13 protein-coding genes are annotated in these 15,405 nt (G+C 68.7%); 6 read left to right on the top strand and 7 right to left on the bottom strand.

The features are described 5' to 3' along the window. The first annotated feature begins 13 nt into the window (after positions 1-13). Positions 14-847 carry a hypothetical protein gene (locus ABZ827_RS15365; RefSeq protein ID WP_357237345.1) on the top strand — a complete coding sequence of 278 codons (834 nt, stop codon included), beginning with the start codon at positions 14-16 and terminating at the stop codon, positions 845-847. 10 nt (positions 848-857) lie between these two features. Here the strand turns inward: ABZ827_RS15365 and ABZ827_RS15370 are convergent, their stop codons facing one another. Genes ABZ827_RS15370 through ABZ827_RS15385 form a run of 4 tightly spaced genes read right to left on the bottom strand, consistent with a single transcriptional unit; the run spans position 858 to position 5,615 of the window. Next, positions 858-1,829, bottom strand: a complete 972-nt coding sequence (locus tag ABZ827_RS15370; protein WP_357237347.1) for an SCO2521 family protein — start codon at positions 1,827-1,829, stop codon at positions 858-860. Between the two features lies 1 nt (position 1,830). Then, positions 1,831-2,838, bottom strand: coding sequence for an SCO2522 family protein (locus ABZ827_RS15375; protein ID WP_357237349.1), 1,008 nt, complete (start codon positions 2,836-2,838; stop codon positions 1,831-1,833). Then, positions 2,839-3,753 (bottom strand): SCO2523 family variant P-loop protein, encoded by a 915-nt coding sequence (locus ABZ827_RS15380; protein WP_357237351.1) that lies wholly within the window; start codon positions 3,751-3,753, stop codon positions 2,839-2,841. 11 nt (positions 3,754-3,764) lie between these two features. After that, positions 3,765-5,615 (bottom strand): SCO2524 family protein, encoded by a 1,851-nt coding sequence (locus ABZ827_RS15385; RefSeq protein ID WP_357237352.1) that lies wholly within the window; start codon positions 5,613-5,615, stop codon positions 3,765-3,767. A gap of 383 nt (positions 5,616-5,998) precedes the next feature. On the opposite strand from ABZ827_RS15385, the gene ABZ827_RS15390 reads away from it, so the two are divergent. Beyond that, on the top strand, positions 5,999-7,579 hold the full coding sequence (locus ABZ827_RS15390; RefSeq protein WP_357237354.1) for a Na+/H+ antiporter: 1,581 nt from the start codon (positions 5,999-6,001) through the stop codon (positions 7,577-7,579). 24 nt (positions 7,580-7,603) lie between these two features. Here ABZ827_RS15390 and ABZ827_RS15395 read toward each other — a convergent pair whose 3' ends face one another. Further along, on the bottom strand, positions 7,604-7,933 hold the full coding sequence (locus tag ABZ827_RS15395; RefSeq protein WP_357237355.1) for a plasmid stabilization protein: 330 nt from the start codon (positions 7,931-7,933) through the stop codon (positions 7,604-7,606). Between the two features lie 126 nt (positions 7,934-8,059). Next, complete coding sequence (locus ABZ827_RS15400) at positions 8,060-8,569, bottom strand: MarR family winged helix-turn-helix transcriptional regulator (protein WP_357237357.1); 510 nt, start codon at positions 8,567-8,569, stop codon at positions 8,060-8,062. Between the two features lie 81 nt (positions 8,570-8,650). On the opposite strand from ABZ827_RS15400, the gene ABZ827_RS15405 reads away from it, so the two are divergent. The 3 genes from ABZ827_RS15405 (at position 8,651) to ABZ827_RS15415 (ending at position 12,754) form a co-directional block, all read left to right on the top strand. Further along, complete coding sequence (locus tag ABZ827_RS15405; RefSeq protein ID WP_357237359.1) at positions 8,651-10,738, top strand: MMPL family transporter; 2,088 nt, start codon at positions 8,651-8,653, stop codon at positions 10,736-10,738. Positions 10,739-11,069: 331 nt separating this feature from the next. Further along, positions 11,070-11,441 (top strand): VOC family protein, encoded by a 372-nt coding sequence (locus ABZ827_RS15410; RefSeq protein WP_357237361.1) that lies wholly within the window; start codon positions 11,070-11,072, stop codon positions 11,439-11,441. After that, a complete protein-coding gene (locus tag ABZ827_RS15415) occupies positions 11,438-12,754 on the top strand; it encodes a deoxyribodipyrimidine photo-lyase (RefSeq protein WP_357237362.1) in 1,317 nt (438 codons plus the stop codon). The genes ABZ827_RS15410 and ABZ827_RS15415 overlap by 4 nt, the downstream gene beginning before the upstream one ends. Before the next feature lie 27 nt (positions 12,755-12,781). Here ABZ827_RS15415 and ABZ827_RS15420 read toward each other — a convergent pair whose 3' ends face one another. Beyond that, entirely contained in the window at positions 12,782-13,915 is a 1,134-nt protein-coding gene (locus tag ABZ827_RS15420; protein ID WP_357237363.1) for a DoxX family membrane protein, read from the bottom strand. Positions 13,916-14,395: 480 nt separating this feature from the next. Between ABZ827_RS15420 and ABZ827_RS15425 the strand changes: the two genes are divergently transcribed. Continuing rightward, positions 14,396-15,364 carry a hypothetical protein gene (locus tag ABZ827_RS15425; protein WP_357237365.1) on the top strand — a complete coding sequence of 323 codons (969 nt, stop codon included), beginning with the start codon at positions 14,396-14,398 and terminating at the stop codon, positions 15,362-15,364. The last annotated feature ends 41 nt before the right edge of the window (positions 15,365-15,405 follow it).

Consider the following 15,405-nt stretch of genomic DNA (forward strand, 5'->3'; position numbering starts at 1 on the left):
TTAAAGTGGTGCCATGGAAGAGATCCCGGCGTTCGTTAAATCGACGTCGACCCGGATCGGAAGGCACGCAACGGCTTACACGGAGAAGCTCGATCAGCAGCAGCATCCCGGCCGGATGGCGCTGGGCGAGCTGGGCACCCGGGTCGAAGCCGTGCTCGACGAATACGATCCACCGATCGCACGGCGTAAACACTCCGGCGCGCTGGTGTTCCCGCACCTCTACGCCGCTGCCCGGAACCCGGCGGACGACGAGGAGGAATGGCGGGTGCCCACTGCCGTGGTCGCGGCGCTGATCGCCGCGGAGGTGGAATTCCGCGGGCCGCTGCGGCTCAGCAGCCGCCAGAACACGCTGCTGGCAGAGGAATACGAGCTGATCGGAGCCCAGCTGTCGCAGGCCCGGCTGGATACGCATGCGGCGTTGGCATACCGGCGGGCGATGGCGCTCTACCGGATCAATGAGGACGACGAGTCCCAGGATCGCTGCGGACTGCTGCTCGCCCGGGCCGAGACGCGGGCTCTTCCGCCGGGGTTGCGCCGATGGGCGGGTTTCGGGTCGGATGTGTTGTGCGGGCACGGATACCGGCCCTCCTGGCTACTGGGCTGGGTGGTCGCGCAGATCACGATTTTCACGGGGATAGCGCTGGCCTTGCCGCACGGCCGAGACCAGGACATCGGTGACATGATCCATCTGGGGGTGACGAGTTTCCTGAGCCCGCCGGGGCAGGAGGATACCGATCCGTTGGGCTCGGCCGTCGCGGAGACACTGTTCGTGGCGGAAGGGTGGATCGGCGCCGTTTCGATGTCGGTGTTCTTCGCGCTGCTGGTGCGCAAGTGGTTCCGGATGTGAAGCCGCTCGATTACCACTCGGAGACGGCGACGTTGTGCCGCAACATGTAGAGCGTCGCCACCGCGATATTGTCGCGTAACCGCCCGACCAGGGTGGTCCACTGCTTGTTGAACCCGGGCTCGTTCTGGAACTCTTTCCACAGGGCGCGCAGCGCGGGCGGGGTATGGGCGCCCGGCATCCACAAACCGGCGAGATGTTCGAGAGCCGGAGCGAGAATATCCATCCGTTCGCGGGTGTGCAGTGGGAAGCGGTCGGCTTCGTCCAGGGCGTCGGCGAGTACGGTCAGTAGCCAGTCGTGTGCCGCGAGATCCTCGCAGAACCGTTGTGCCGCAGCGATATCGGATTCGTCACGCAGGATGAGCCGGACCGATCGGACCGTATCGTCGTCCATATGCAACGAGGCCGCGGGACCGGCACTGCCGCCGATCCGCGCGGCCCAGCGCAGCCGGGTCGTACCGGCCTGCACCGGCGGATTCTGATCCAGCTGCGGGTCGGCGCGTACCCGGGTCAGCAGGCGTTCGCTGATGGAGGCCAGATCGAGATGCTCCGCGCGCGGCGGACCCGCCAGATAGCCCTCGGCGAAACCGTTTCCGGCCGTCTCGCGTTCCGGTATGCGGGTGATGACCTCCGCGACGCCCTTCCGGCTGATGTAGTGCGACCATGTCTGCCGCCGCCGTTCCTGGGCCCGGAGTATCCGGGTGTGCGCCGAGGATTGCAGCACCCGGCCGCCGGTCAGCGAAGCATTGGTGGCGACGGTGCCCACGATCCGTGCGGACCGGTCACCCAGCGGGAGGTCGCAATCGACACCCACCGCGGTGACCGGGGACACCCCGAGCGTGCCCGGGCGTTCCCGCCAGCGGACCGCCCGGCCGGGCATAAGCGCCAGCAGTTCACCGGCCTCGGCGCGAGTGAGCGCGGCGGCCGAGGGCAGCAGGCAGGTGCGCACCTCGCCGAGAACGACGAGGGGAGTGGCCGAAACCATCTCAGGACCCGTCGAGTAGTAGGTGCGACAGCCGCTCGCTGATCTTGCGCGGCACGGTCACCGGAACCGGGTCGGCGGCCCCGGTGGCGATGATCTGCTCGACCACGTCGTCGTCGAGATCCAGGTGATCGAGTACCAGCCGCACCGCGTGCTCGATACCGATATAGCGTTTCGGCAGCATCGACAGCGTCTGATAGGCCGCGAACGGCGCCGCGCCGGGTTCGAGCTGCACCACCGGTGGAACCTCGTGCCAGCGGTGCGGCCACGGTTCCCCGCGCCACGGCTGCGGAACCACCACCGGGGCGCCGTGGTAGCGCAGCATTCCCAGGCGCAGCAGATGCCACACCGCGGCCAGGAACGGACACGACCACCGGATCTCCGTGCGACCGTCCACCACCTGTTTGTTCCACAGTTGCACATCGAGAAAGATCGAATGCTCGCGCCGGCCGAATTCCTCCGGCGGCTGATAGGTGCGGTTGCGCATGGCCATCACCTGTTCGTGCTCGGACGATCGGCGGCCGTTGCACAACCAGCCCGATTCCGCGGTGGGCGGCCGTCTGCCGGTATCGGGGGGCGCGGGTTCGGCGACGATGCGGGCGGCCACCATCTCGGCGATCGGGATCTGTTCACCGGACGGCACACCGTCGGCGAACGCCGAGGTCTGCCAGCATCCGGATTCGCGGGCGAGATAGTCGATGGTCAAACCGGATTCGCCGGCCGCCTCGAGCAGTTTGCCCAGAATCTCGGCAGGGTCGGTATCGGGCTGGAAATAGTCGTCGATCAGATAACAGGTGCTGACCCGGACCTCGGGTCCGAACCGGACCCGGGCCGATTCCACGAACGCGGCCACCAGCGGGACGATGCGGCGGAATTCGGCCTTCACCCGTTCCAGCTCGCCGGTGATGTCGTTGAGATAGAAATGGCCGACCTCGATCGACAGGTGCGATAAGGGAACCGGTGCGATCCAGGGCTGTTCGGTGGCCTCACTGTAAACCTGCCTGTCCGCCATCTAGAGCCTCTCCCAGGTAGCGATATCGACGAGCCGGCGGGCCAGCTCGGTGTAGGCCAGCGCGGTCTCGGGGTTCGCGATATGAGCGTTGACATCGGTGTCGAGGATCAACTGCTCGCGCCACTGCAGGACCGGTTCCATGGGGGTGGCGCCCAGGACGGCTGTCTGGCCGAGCCCGTTCGCGGTGGCGAGACGGCGCAGGGCGACATCCTGTTCCTGTAACCAGGCTGCCTGCGCCGCCCGCTGCGCTGTGAGATGCGAATTGGCGACGGGGACGGCGGTGCGTACATAGCGGGTCGAACCGAGCAACTCCTCGGGATCGTGCCCGCATACGGCGCCGGTCTGCAGCAGTCCGTGCGGGCCGTGGACGAGCCCGGCCGCGGCCAGGATGTGCTGGCGGGTCCAGCGATGGAAGATCAGCCAGCGTGCGGTGCGGCCGCGCAGTTGCGGTAGCGCGGTGGCCTGCAGGGCGAGCTCCAGGGCGACCGATCGGCCCGCGCTGAGATCGACGAACACCACGCGGAACTCCTGCTCCAACGCGACCAGCAACTCCGCGCACCGGGTGACCACGGCGTCGTTGGAGGTGAGGAACTCGGCGCCGCCCTCGTCGCCCGGGAACAGCATCAGCCGCCCGGAGCGCGGACCGATGCGCTTGAGTTCGGCGCGGTCGGTGGCGGTGCCGACGTCGACCCGCGCGGCGGTACCGTTCTCGCCGAGCAGGTAGGAATGCACGCCGCCGTCGGCGATACCGCGTTCGACCGCGCTGATCTCGAAAAGCGCGCCGGCGGTGGGTGAACCGAAGTCGAAGTCGACGTAGGCGACGTTGCGGCCGGTCATGCACAGCCGGTACGCGAGATTACAACTGGTCACCGACCGTCCGGTGCCACCCTTGTCGGACGTGGAGAAAATCAGCACCTACGCCGTCCTCACCGCGTCGCGTCCTGGCGCGCGTACGCCAGTTCGTCGAGCTGGATCAGCGCCTGCGTCGCCAGGCTGTAGGCGGTGCCGGGGCGCTCGCGAAGCACGCTGCGGGCCCGGTCCAGGGCTTGCCGGATACGGTTGACCGCGGCTTGTTTCGGGGTCAGATCGTCGCCCTCGATCTCGAGTTCTTCCTGGTTGAGCAGGTGTTCGGCCTCGCTCATCAGGTCGATGGCGCGGTCGACCATGCTGGGCGGTGCCAGCGGCGGCTCGCGGAACGTATCGAAGGCGATCACGAGACATTCCATGATCCGTTCGGTGACGAACCACGAGGGGCCCGGAGCAGGGGCGGCCGATGGGCCGAGCAGAGCGGCCGGGTCGTCCCACAGCCCGGCGGCCGGGCCTTCGCGAAGCACCCGGCGGTCGAGATGATCCATGGCCGCTTCGGCGAGCGCCGTCAGCCGGTCGCGGGTGTCGACGTCGGTACGCAACCGGGCGGCCTGCAAACAGCGTTTGAGCATCAGCGTCACGAAATCGGGTACGTACCAGCGCAACGGGGAGCCACCGCTGACGTCCTCGCTACCGGACAGGCCCAACCGGACACCGGGGTAGTGCAGGACGGCGGCCGCGTCATCGGTGGTGAGCCGGCTGGTGATCCGGCCACGGCGGGCCAGCTGGTCGAAGACGGCGACCGTGCGGGCGAGATCCTCGGTACTGTCCCGGTAGACGAGGTCCTGGATGAGTATCGCGGTGACGGTGAGACTGAAGTAGTCCGATTCCTCACCGTCCGAGGTGCGCCACGGGATGTCCTCCAGCGGCCACCGGCCGCCGCCGAATCGGGCCACCGTGGACCAGTAGTTGCGGGCGAGTTCGAATCGCAGCTGTAGCGCGTCGGCGAGTTTGCGCTGTTCGTCGGTGAGCAGATCGAGTTCCCGGATGCGCTGCGAGGACAGGTCGATGATGCCGTCCAGCGCTACGGCCGTGAAGTACAGATAGGGGCGGGGCTCGGCGTGACCGGCCGCCCGGCCGACCCGGCCCGGGACGAATTCGATGGGTTCGGCGGTGCGGACGATACCCCAGCCCCAGCCGCATTCGAACAGCCGTTCGTCATCGGCGACATCGACCTCGGTGGTCTGACTGAGCCGGACCTCGTTCGCCGCCTGGACGCGTAACCGTTCCAGCCGGGCGGACAGCCGCTGGATCACTTCGTCCGCCGGGGCGTGGCCCTGATTGAGCACATGCAGAATTGCCTGCCCGGCATCGGATTTCGGCTCGGGCGTATGGATTACGAAGCTGCGGACCAGCCCCGCCATCGCCGCGGTGAGCCGATTACCCACGGCGTCGATCACCAGCGGTATCCGCTCGCTGAGCTGGCGCGCCTCGCGCCGGACCTCGCCGCCCACGAAGCGCTGGAAACCGCGCAGGAACCGCAGTGCCGCGATACACAGACTCAATGACATCGAATAGGAGTCGACGACCTCGAGTTCGAGCTGCTCCGCGGTGAGGGGGCGGTCATCGTCGGTGTGCAGATAGCTACCGGCCGCGAACAGCGGATCGCCCTCCGGGCCGGTATACCGGCTCAGATAGTCCTCGAGGAGGCCGACCAGGACACCACCGATCCGGGTCTCCTCGCCGAACGGCTCGAGTGCGGCCCGGGCGTCGGCGGCGATATCGTTGGGCTGGTCCAGCGCGAACGCGTCGAGTTCGGTGGCCGGATACAGCAGGCACAGCAGCTGTTCGGCGTCGCTGATGGAATTGGCGCCGTCCCGGCCGCCCCAAACCCATTTTCCGTCCCGATAGCAACTGGCCAGAACGGCCTGCCAGAGGTCCAACAGCTGTTGCCGCGGCCTGATTCTCATAGTCTGCCCTCGCCCCCGCGTCCGATCGGGCGCGTCGACCTTCAGTTACTTAAAGTGTGCCCCGGATCCGTTCGCAGAGCCAAGTAAATCGACAGTTCGTCGATTGCCACGAAATAACCTGCGGGACATGTGCTTCCGGTCTCCGAAGCGGCGCACCGAGCTATCGCCGGAGGTGTGCGCGGTGGATGCCGTGGCGGCAGTGCGGCTCGCGAGGTACCTCCCGGTGGAGGCCGCGCAGAAGCGGACAGGTTGCCGGAGTCGCGGTTCGCGGGGTATCCGCCGGCCGGATTCGGCACCGAGTGCCTCTCTCGCGTGTCCCGATTTCGATCCGCTCCGGCATTGCGCACGCCCGAAGGCGGGCACTCGCCGCAGACTGGACGGTCATGGACCAGTTGGTGCTGATGTTCGCGATCTTGTTCGCCGCGGTCCTCGCCGAGGCCGTGGGCCGCCGGATCGGCGTGGCATCCGCGGTACTGATGACACTGTTCGGTTGTGCGCTGGCCCTGCTCCCGTTCGTCCCCCAGATCCGGGTGCCACCCGATCTGATCCTCCCGCTGGTCCTGCCGCCGCTGCTGTACGCCGCCGCGCGCCGGACCTCCTGGCGGCAGTTCGCGGAGAACTGGGAACCGATCGTGTTGCGCGCGGTGGGTTTGGTGACGGTCACCGCCGCGGCGGTCGCCGCCGTATTCCACGCCTGGTATCCCGGTCTGCCGGTGGCCGCGGCGGTGGTACTCGGGGCGATCGTCGCACCACCGGATCCGGTGGCGGCGACGGCCCTGGCCGGCCGGCTCGGCCTGCCGCGGCGGCTCGTCGTCGTGCTCGGCGGAGAAGGACTGTTCAACGATGTCACCGCGATCGTGATCTACTCCGTTGCGATCGAGGCGGTGCTCACCGGGCATTTCTCCGCCGCGGGCGCGGGTCTCGAATTCGTCGTGTCCGCCGTGATGGCAGTGGGCGTCGGCCTGCTGCTCGGCATGATGGGCAGCAAACTGACCAGGCACCTCGCCGAAGCGAGCTGGCAGGTGGCGCTGAGTCTGCTGCTGCCCTTCGCGGCGTACGGACTCGCGGAAGCTTGGGGTGGGTCCGGCGTTCTGGCGGTGCTCGTATGCGCGCTCTACCTCACCGACGCCGCGACCGAATTCGGCGACCCCGAGTACCGGGTCGTGGGTGATTCCTTCTGGGATATCACCGAGCTGCTGATCAGCGGTTTCGCCTTCGGCCTGATCGGATTGGAGTTGAGTGCCGTGCTCGCGGCCACCGGGGACGAATGGCCGCAACTGGTCGCCGGCGCCGGCGCCGTACTGGCCGTGGTCGTGGGGCTGCGACTTGCCTGGCTGATGCTGACCTGGTGGCTGCGGGGTAAATGGTGGAGCGATCCGGACGCCGACGAACCGTACACCTGGCGGGAAACCGTGGTGACCTGGTGGACGGGTATGCGCGGGGTGGCGACCGTCGCGCTCGCGCTGGCCATCCCGTTGCTCACCGAGGAGGGTGCCGATTTCCCCGGCCGCACGCAGATCCTGTTCACCGCGTTCGCCGTGGTGTTGTTCACCCTGCTGGTGCAGGGGCCCACACTGCCGCTGATCGTGCGGCTCACCAGCGTGCACGCCGATACCCGGGCCGAACGCCGGTTGGAGCGGCAGTTGTGGGAACGCGTGGTCGACGCGGAGCTGGCGCGGCTGCGGGAAGTGGCCGAATCCGAGGATATTCCCGACGAGCTCTACGAACGGCTGCGGGAAGGTTTCCGCAGGCGGATGGCCCGGGCGGATCCGGAGGCGGCCGGTGAGGAGGCCCGCGCCAACGCCGAACGTGACGCGCGCATGGCCGCCTCGGTGAAACGTATCAGGGACGAAGTCGCCGAGGCCGGGCGCCGGGAGGCGCTGGCAGCACGCCGTGAACCGGGTATGCCGCCCGACCTGGTCGATCGCGTCACCCGCCGCCTCGATCTCGGCCCGGGCCGATGAGCGGCCCCAGTTCGCCGATATTCGCTACGACCGGCCCAGGGCGTCGGCGAGCTGGTCCTTGTTCATCTTGGAGCGGCCCTTGATCCCGCGTTGCCGCGCCTCGTTGTACAGCTGGTCGCGTGTCCGGCCCTTGGGACCGTCGCTGTGCGACCGCTTACCGCCGCGCCGCTGCGGTGAGATATCCCGGACCGAGGTCCGGCTCGCGGTTTTCGACTGACCGGATTGCGCGCGGTTCTTGTTGACTGTGCGGGCGGCGATCTCGGTCGCGCGCTTCGTGCCGGTGCCGCGATCCTGTGCCGAATCCTTGATGTGCTCGTACTGCCGTTCCTGTTTCGCGGTCCATTCCTTCGGCATCACACACCTCCTGTCTGCGGGCCGTATACCCACGTCGACGGGTCGTAACCAGCGGACCTACCCGGTATGAGGTGTCCTACACACGGCACATGCGAATGCCGCCGGGTGCTCGGGCCAGCGGCGGATCTACGCGTCGCCGGCCGGCTGGGTGAGGTCGGTGTGGTGCTCACGCATGGCGGTGACCACCGCGTTCAGTACTCGATGGGCGGCGAGGAGGTCGGCTGTCGGCAGCGCGGACATGGCGGAGCGGGTTCGCTGCCCGACCGGGTGGAAGAACTCACCGGCCACCGCCATCCCGTGGTCGGAATAGTGCAGGAGTACTCGCCGGCGGTCGGCGGGGTCGGTTTCGCGCTGGATATGACCCGAAGCGATCATGCGCTCGACCAGGTAGGTGATCGCGGCGGAGGACAGCCCCATGAGTTCGCGCAGCTGTCCCGCAGTGAGCGGGTCACCTTCGGCGTCGGCCGTAGCGATATGCATCAGAGCGCGAAAATCGTTGCTGCGCAGAGAGTGGGAATGGGCGAAGAGCTGGGCGATCTGTTCGGAGATCGCGGTGAGCGCGCGGATATCGGTGGCGATCTCGGTTTCGGCACGCGTACGCGCCGCGATATCGGCCGCCTCGTCTGATGGTGTCACGCTCGGTTTCCTTCCCTGTCTCCGGCGCACCGAGTGTAGAGCCCGATTGCCAGATATTTAAGTTTCTGAAATAGTTGCGGCGTGAATGCGTGGGAGCGATATGCCGCACTGGTCACCGGTCGCCGTTCCTGGTGGCTACTCATCGCCGTCGTTGCCGCCGCCTGCGGTGCGATCCTCGGCGTAGGGAGCAACGACGACGCGGGCCGGGCGCCGACCTCGCTGCCGGAATCCGCGGAATCCGCACGCGTCAAAGCCGCGGTGGCCGAATTCCCCGGCGGTGCGGAGGCGCCGGTGATCATCGTGTTCAGCCGGGCCGACGGCTCCGCGCTGACCGAGGACGACAAGGCGGCGGCCGGTGCGGTCGCCGGTCGCGTCGCGGGTGCGGGGGAGAGCGGACCGGGACTCGTCGTCGCGCCCGACGGTAAGGCGGCACTGGGGCAGGCGAGCGTTTCGGCCGACCTCAGCGGTGAAGCCCTCACCGAGGAGATCAGCCGGCTCCGCGATACCGCGGCTCAGCAGGCGCCGCCGGGGCTGACTGTCCAGATCACCGGAGGTCCCGCGTTCGGCGCCGATATCGCCGACTCCTTCGCCGGCGCGGACGTGACACTGCTGGCGGTTACCGCGCTGGTTGTCGCTCTGCTGTTGATCGTCACCTATCGTTCCCCGGTGCTGTGGCTGGTCCCGCTGCTGGTGATCGGCCTCGCCGATCGGACAGCGACGAGCACCGGAACGGCGCTCGCCCGCCTGACCGACCTGAGCTTCGACGGTTCCACCTCGGGAATCACCAGCGTCCTGGTGTTCGGTGCGGGAACCAATTACGCGCTGCTGCTGGTATCGCGCTACCGCGACGAACTGCACAGCCACAGCGACCACCGGCAGGCGCTGCGTGAGGCGGTGCGCCGTGCCGGTCCTGCGATCCTGGCCAGCAACGTCACCGTGGTTCTCGCGCTGTGCACCCTGCTGCTGGCGACCCTGCCGAACACGCGATCGCTCGGTCTGATGGCCGCCGCCGGGCTCTTGGTGGCCGTGGTGTTCGTGCTGGTGGCGCTCCCGCCGGCGCTGGCGCTGTGCGGCCGGAACGTATTCTGGCCCTTCGTTCCCCGGCTGCGCGACGACGACATCACCGAACAGGGTGTGTGGCACCGGATCGCGACCTGGGTCGTCGCGCGGCCCGTCGCTGTTTCGGCCGCGGCCATCGTGGTCCTGCTCGGATTCTCCGCGGGGCTGTCCGGTGTCACCATCGGTCTGTCGCAGACGGAGCAATTCCGGGTGGAGGCGGAATCGGTCGACGGCCTCGATACTCTGGCCGCGCATTTCCCGTCCGGTTCGGCCGATCCGACGATCGTCCTCAGCCGGGAGGGCACCGCGGACGATATGCGCCGGGCGCTCGCGACGGTGCCCTCGATCTCGGCCGTGAATCCCGCCGGCAGTCACGCGGGAATGGACCGGTGGGTGGTAACCCTGGACGCGGCGCCGGAATCCGAACAGGCTTACACCACAATCGAACAGATGCGTTCGGCGCTGGCCGGGGTACCCGGGGCGCAGGCCGCGGTGGGCGGTAGCGACGCGCAGGCCCTCGATACCCGTGATGCCGCCCGCCACGACCAACTACTGGTCATCCCGATCATTCTCGTGGTGGTGTGCGCGGTGTTGCTGATCCTGTTGCGCGCGTTACCCGCCGCGTTGCTGCTGATCGGCGTCACCGTGTTGAGTGCCCTGGCGGCCCTGGGGCTCGGCAGCCTGGTCGGCACGCAGCTGTTCGATTTCCCGGCGCTCGACACCACGACACCGCTGTTCGCGTTCCTCTTCCTGGTGGCGCTGGGCATCGACTACACCATCTTCCTCGTGACCAGAGCCCGCGAGGAGACACCGGACCACGGCACTGTCGGCGGTATGGTGCGCGCTGTCTCGGCGACGGGTGCGGTCATCACCAGTGCGGGAATCGTGCTCGCCGCGGTGTTCTGTGTCCTGGGCGTGCTGCCGTTGATAACCCTCACGCAACTCGGCATCATCGTCGGGATCGGGATCGTGCTGGATACCTTCCTGGTCCGCACGGTCGTCATACCCGCCCTGTTCACCGTGGTCGGGCCGAAGGTGTGGTGGCCGGGCCGGCTGGCCGGTAGCGCGCCGGGGGAGGGGCGTGAATCGTTCGCGGAGCAGAGCTCGTAAACGAGTTGCCCGGCCGTGGTCTCGGTGTTCACCGATTCCGCGGACCGGGCGCGGATCCGCGGGAAGTCTGCCCACCGCAGCGGCTCGATAGGCGAGGCTATCGATGATGACCGGCAGGCTGCTCCCCGGGAACCGTCGGCCGGGCCTACGAACAGACCCTGCCGGCGCCGACACACTGACGGCGCCGACGCCCTCAGTGGGCCGGCCGGACTACTGTCGGAGCGGTCCCGGGGCGTGACGCCGCAGATCGATGGATGTGTAGTGGCAACGGTTTTCCGACTCCGGCCCGGGTACGCGTTCACCGTTATCCGGTTCGGAAGGAGGGCGGACGATGGCCGCCGAAGGTGTAGAAGGTTTGCGGACAGTGGTTCTGGACTGTCCGGATCCGTGGAAGCTGTCCGAGTTCTACCTCGGTCTGCTCGGTGGGGAAGTGGTACGGGAGGAAAGCGACGACACCTGGGTGGCCATGGTCGATCCGCAGGGTCGGCGGCTCGCTTTCCAGCTGTCGCCGGAATACCGGCCCCCGCGCTTCCCCGACCCGGCCGGATCACAGCAGCTCCACCTCGATGTGCTGGTCAGTGATGTCGAAGTCGCCGACCCCGCCGTGCTCGCGCTGGGTGCGACGTTCGTCGAGTCCGCGCCGGGTTTCCGGGTGTACACCGACCCGGTCGGGCACACCTTCTGCCTGGTCTGGTTCACGTGACCGCAACCGCGGTCGCCCTGTTCACCAGGGACCTGCGGGTACGGGACAACCCGGTGCTCACCGCCGCGCACCGGGACGGCGCCGTGGTGCCGTTGTTCGTCCTCGACGAGGGGATCCTGGCGGGCGGAGGGTGCCCACCCAACCGCGCCCATTTCCTGGCGGCCGCCCTCCACGAACTCGATACCGAACTGCGCGATATCGGCGGGCGGCTCGTCATCAGGTCCGGTGATATCGCCGAACAGGTGGCTGCGGTGGCGGCGGAGACCGGAGCCGCGGTGGTTCATATCGCTGCCGACGTCAGCGACTACAGCCGGAACCGGGAAAGGCGGCTGCGTGACCGACTGGCCCGCGACCACCGCGAGCTCCGCGTACACACCGGCTCGCTCACAGTGATCGCTCCCGGCGCGGTGGTGCCCGCGAACCGGGATCACTTCGCCGTGTTCACCCCTTACTTCCGCCGCTGGGCGACTGCCGAACGCCGTCCGCCGCTACGCCTCCCACGCCACCTCGACCTCCCTCCGATCGAGCCCGGGACCCTCCCGCGACCCGAAGATCTCGGCTCCGGCGACCGATCACCCGGCCTGTCCACCGGCGGTGAGATCACCGGCCGGAAAATGCTCCGGGCCTGGCTGTCCCACGGAATCCACGATTACGCGCGCGACAGCGACGCCCTGGCCGCCGACGCGACCTCCCGGCTATCGCCCTACCTGCATTTCGGTTGCCTCTCACCCACCGAACTGGTCCGCCGCGCAGACGCCTCCACCGCCGGCGGGGCGGCGTTCGTCCGGCAGCTGGCCTGGCGAGATTTCCACCACCAGGTGCTGGCCGCACGGCCCGCGGCAGCCTGGTCCGATTACCGTGACCGCGCCATCCGCTGGCGGACGGACGAACAGGCGGTGGCGGCGTGGACCGACGGCCGGACCGGGTTCCCGATCGTCGACGCCGGAATGCGCCAACTGCGCGCAGAAGGCTGGATGCCGAACCGCGCGCGACTCATCGCCGCGAGCTTCCTCACCAAAACCCTGCGGGTGGACTGGCGGATCGGCGCCCGCCATTTCCTGTACTGGCTGGTCGACGCCGACCTGGCCGATAATCAGCTCAACTGGCAATGGGTCGCGGGCACCGGGAACGACACCCGCCCGAACCGTGTGTTGAATCCGCTACGCCAAGCCGAGCGCTACGACCCCGACGGCGTATACGTTCGCCGCTGGATTCCCGAACTCGCCGACCTGGACGGGCGGGCGGCCCACTTCCCGTGGCGGGGCGGGGCCGCGGACTATCCCGCCCCGATAGCCGAATGCCCGGGCATGTAGATATGCCCGGGCAGCTCGACTCGGTACTCAGCGCCGCTTCGCCGCGGCGGCCTGCGATTTCCGGTAGGCCTTCGCCAGCTGGGCGCGCTGCTCCTTGGTAGCCGCGCCGAGTTCGCCGCCCCGGTACTTCGAGTAGTCGGCGAGGTCTGCGGCACGGTTCTTCGCGGCCTCGGTCCACACCGGACCCCGTGCCTGGGCGCTTTCGGCGAGTTCGCTGCCGCGGTGTTTCGCGATATCGGCGAGTTCGCCGCCTCGATGCTTGGCGACATCCGCGACCTCGGCGGCCCGGTTCTTGGCCGTCTCGGCCCACACCGGCCCCCGCGCCTGGGCCGTTTCGGCCAGCTCACCGCCCCGGCTCTTGGCGATATCCGTGAGCTCGGCGGCCCGGTTCTTGGCGGTCTCGGTCCAGACAGGGCCCCGTGCTTGGGCGGTTTCGGCGAGTTCGCTGCCGCGGTGTTTCGCGACGTCCGCGAGCTCGCTGCCCCGGTGTTTCGCGACGTCTGCCCATTCGGCCCCGCGATGCTTCGCAGCCTCTGCCCAGCCCGGTCCACGTTCCCGGGTCACCTCGGCGAGCTCGGCTCCCTTACCGGCTACCGTGCCCGCGAGGTCCTGCCCGCGTGCCGCCGCATGCTGCAGCTGATGGCGCACCGTCTCACTCGTACTGCCGTGGCCCCCTGAACCCGGAAGTGCGCCGCCGACCGAATTCGCCGCCCGGCGCGCCGCCCGGCGGCCCCGCCAGCCCAGCGACGGTTTACCCGCGGTATCGGCCGCGGCGATCATCAGCCCGCCCAGCAGGCCCATATCCTTCAGGAACGCGGTCCGCTTGGCGGCTTTGCGTTCGGGGTCGGTCTCGGCCCAGAAGTTCTGCTCGGTGACCGTCGCGGGCACGACCGTCGCCGCCAGCGCCAGCGCCGCGGGGCGCGGTGCCTTCCCCAGCGCCAGCAGCGTCCCGCCCGCGATCTGGACGACCGCGGTGACCCGGACCAGCGTGGCCGGTTCGGAGGGAAGGGAGGATGCGACATTCGACGGCAGCGACTCCTGCCCCTTCGCCATCAGGTTCGACGCCTCCTGAACCCGTGATTCCGGATGCATCAGGGTTTCGACGCCGTTCGCGACGAAAGAACTCGCCAGCAGCGGGCGGGCAAGCCGACGTATCAGCATGGTGTGCATCCCTTTCCTCGGTGTATCGCGTCTGTCACGGCAGGTCACCAGAGTGGTAGCCCAGCGTACTGGCGATCTACCCCGCATTCGGTGCGGGAAACAGCGTGCGGGCTCGCGTGTCGCGACAGTCGGCCGAGCAGGGCGAGCGTCCCGTCCGAGCCGGGGTCCGCATGGCCAACATCACACAGCGGCCGGGATGCCCACGCCGGTCGGCCGAGTGAATGCGAGACCGGCGGGCGCAGTACATGATTCGCCGCCCTCTCGGCGCCGGAACGTCGTGATGCCCGGCTTTTCGGCTCACGATTCTCCATGCCCGCCGCAGCACATGTGTCTACCCTCGTAACCAGCGCATACGCCACCGGCGCGAGGTCCGCGAGTCGACCCGCCGCGGTGGCGGCGTCGTCGGGAAGGCGTGCACTCTACCGCCCGATCCCGACGACGAAATCCGGAACCCGCATGTCATCGGAAGGATGCACCACAATGCTCTCCGCGATCCCGGATCGTGAGACCATCGATATCGCACTCGGCCTCGCCGTCCGCGCGCCGTCGGTCCACAACACCCAACCGTGGCGGTGGCGGCCGACCGCCACCGGGATCCAGCTCTTCGCCGATACCGGCCGTCACCTCACCGCCACCGACCCGTTCCAGCGCTCTCTGATCATCAGCTGCGGCGCCGCACTGCACCACCTGCGCATCGGATTGGCGGCCCTCAATTGGTCCACCAGCGTGGACTACTGCCCGGACCCCACCGACCCCAGCCACCTCGCCACGGTGCACACCACCCGGCAACGGCCCTCCGACACCCAGATCGAGCAGGCCGCCGCCATCCTGCTGCGACGCACCGATCGCCGCCGCTACCTCACCCAACCCGTCCCGGCCGGGCACATCCGCTCCCTCGCCGGTCGGGTCTCCGCCTTCGGAGCCGCCGTCCGCCAGGTTCCCGACCTGCTGTTACCGCATCTCGCCGACCCCATGCGCCGCGCGGCCACACTGCACACCACCGACCGCGACTACCAAGCGGAAATCGCACGCTGGAGCGGGCCGGACCGGGCCACCGACGGCGTGCCCTCCCGGAACGCACCCGCGCCCCGCCGCGTCGGCGAAATCCCGGTGCGGAGCTTCGCCCAGCCCACCCTGATCGACACGATCGATCAACCGGACGGCGCCCAATGGCTGGTGGTGGGCACGCCCCGCGACGACCGGCGCGCACAGGTGCGCGCCGGCGAAGCCATCAGCGCACTCCTGCTGACCGCCACGGGCCTGGGCCTGGCGACCAGCCTGCAAACCGAACCACTCGGCGTCCTCGACGCACGCCAGGAGATCCGGACCCGTCTGCTGCACGATTGCGCGTACCCCCAGGCGATGGTCCGCGTCGGCTGGAGCGCCGGCCACGCGGCGCCCCTCGCCGAGACGCCGCGCCGACCGGTCCAGGAAGTCCTCGAGGTCTGACCCGCGCTGCGCGGGTCGCAAGGTAGGCAGCCACCTACTGG

This window comes from Nocardia sp. NPDC019395 (assembly GCF_040632335.1).
Lineage (GTDB): Bacteria > Actinomycetota > Actinomycetes > Mycobacteriales > Mycobacteriaceae > Nocardia.

Coding starts and splice junctions, on each gene's coding strand:
- ABZ827_RS15365 (WP_357237345.1), top strand. CDS start 14: ATGGAAGAGATCCCGGCGTTCGTTAAATCGACGTCGACCCGGATCGGA.
- ABZ827_RS15370 (WP_357237347.1), bottom strand. CDS start 1,829: ATGGTTTCGGCCACTCCCCTCGTCGTTCTCGGCGAGGTGCGCACCTGC.
- ABZ827_RS15375 (WP_357237349.1), bottom strand. CDS start 2,838: ATGGCGGACAGGCAGGTTTACAGTGAGGCCACCGAACAGCCCTGGATC.
- ABZ827_RS15385 (WP_357237352.1), bottom strand. CDS start 5,615: ATGAGAATCAGGCCGCGGCAACAGCTGTTGGACCTCTGGCAGGCCGTT.
- ABZ827_RS15390 (WP_357237354.1), top strand. CDS start 5,999: ATGGACCAGTTGGTGCTGATGTTCGCGATCTTGTTCGCCGCGGTCCTC.
- ABZ827_RS15395 (WP_357237355.1), bottom strand. CDS start 7,933: ATGCCGAAGGAATGGACCGCGAAACAGGAACGGCAGTACGAGCACATC.
- ABZ827_RS15410 (WP_357237361.1), top strand. CDS start 11,070: ATGGCCGCCGAAGGTGTAGAAGGTTTGCGGACAGTGGTTCTGGACTGT.
- ABZ827_RS15420 (WP_357237363.1), bottom strand. CDS start 13,915: ATGCTGATACGTCGGCTTGCCCGCCCGCTGCTGGCGAGTTCTTTCGTC.
- ABZ827_RS15425 (WP_357237365.1), top strand. CDS start 14,396: ATGCTCTCCGCGATCCCGGATCGTGAGACCATCGATATCGCACTCGGC.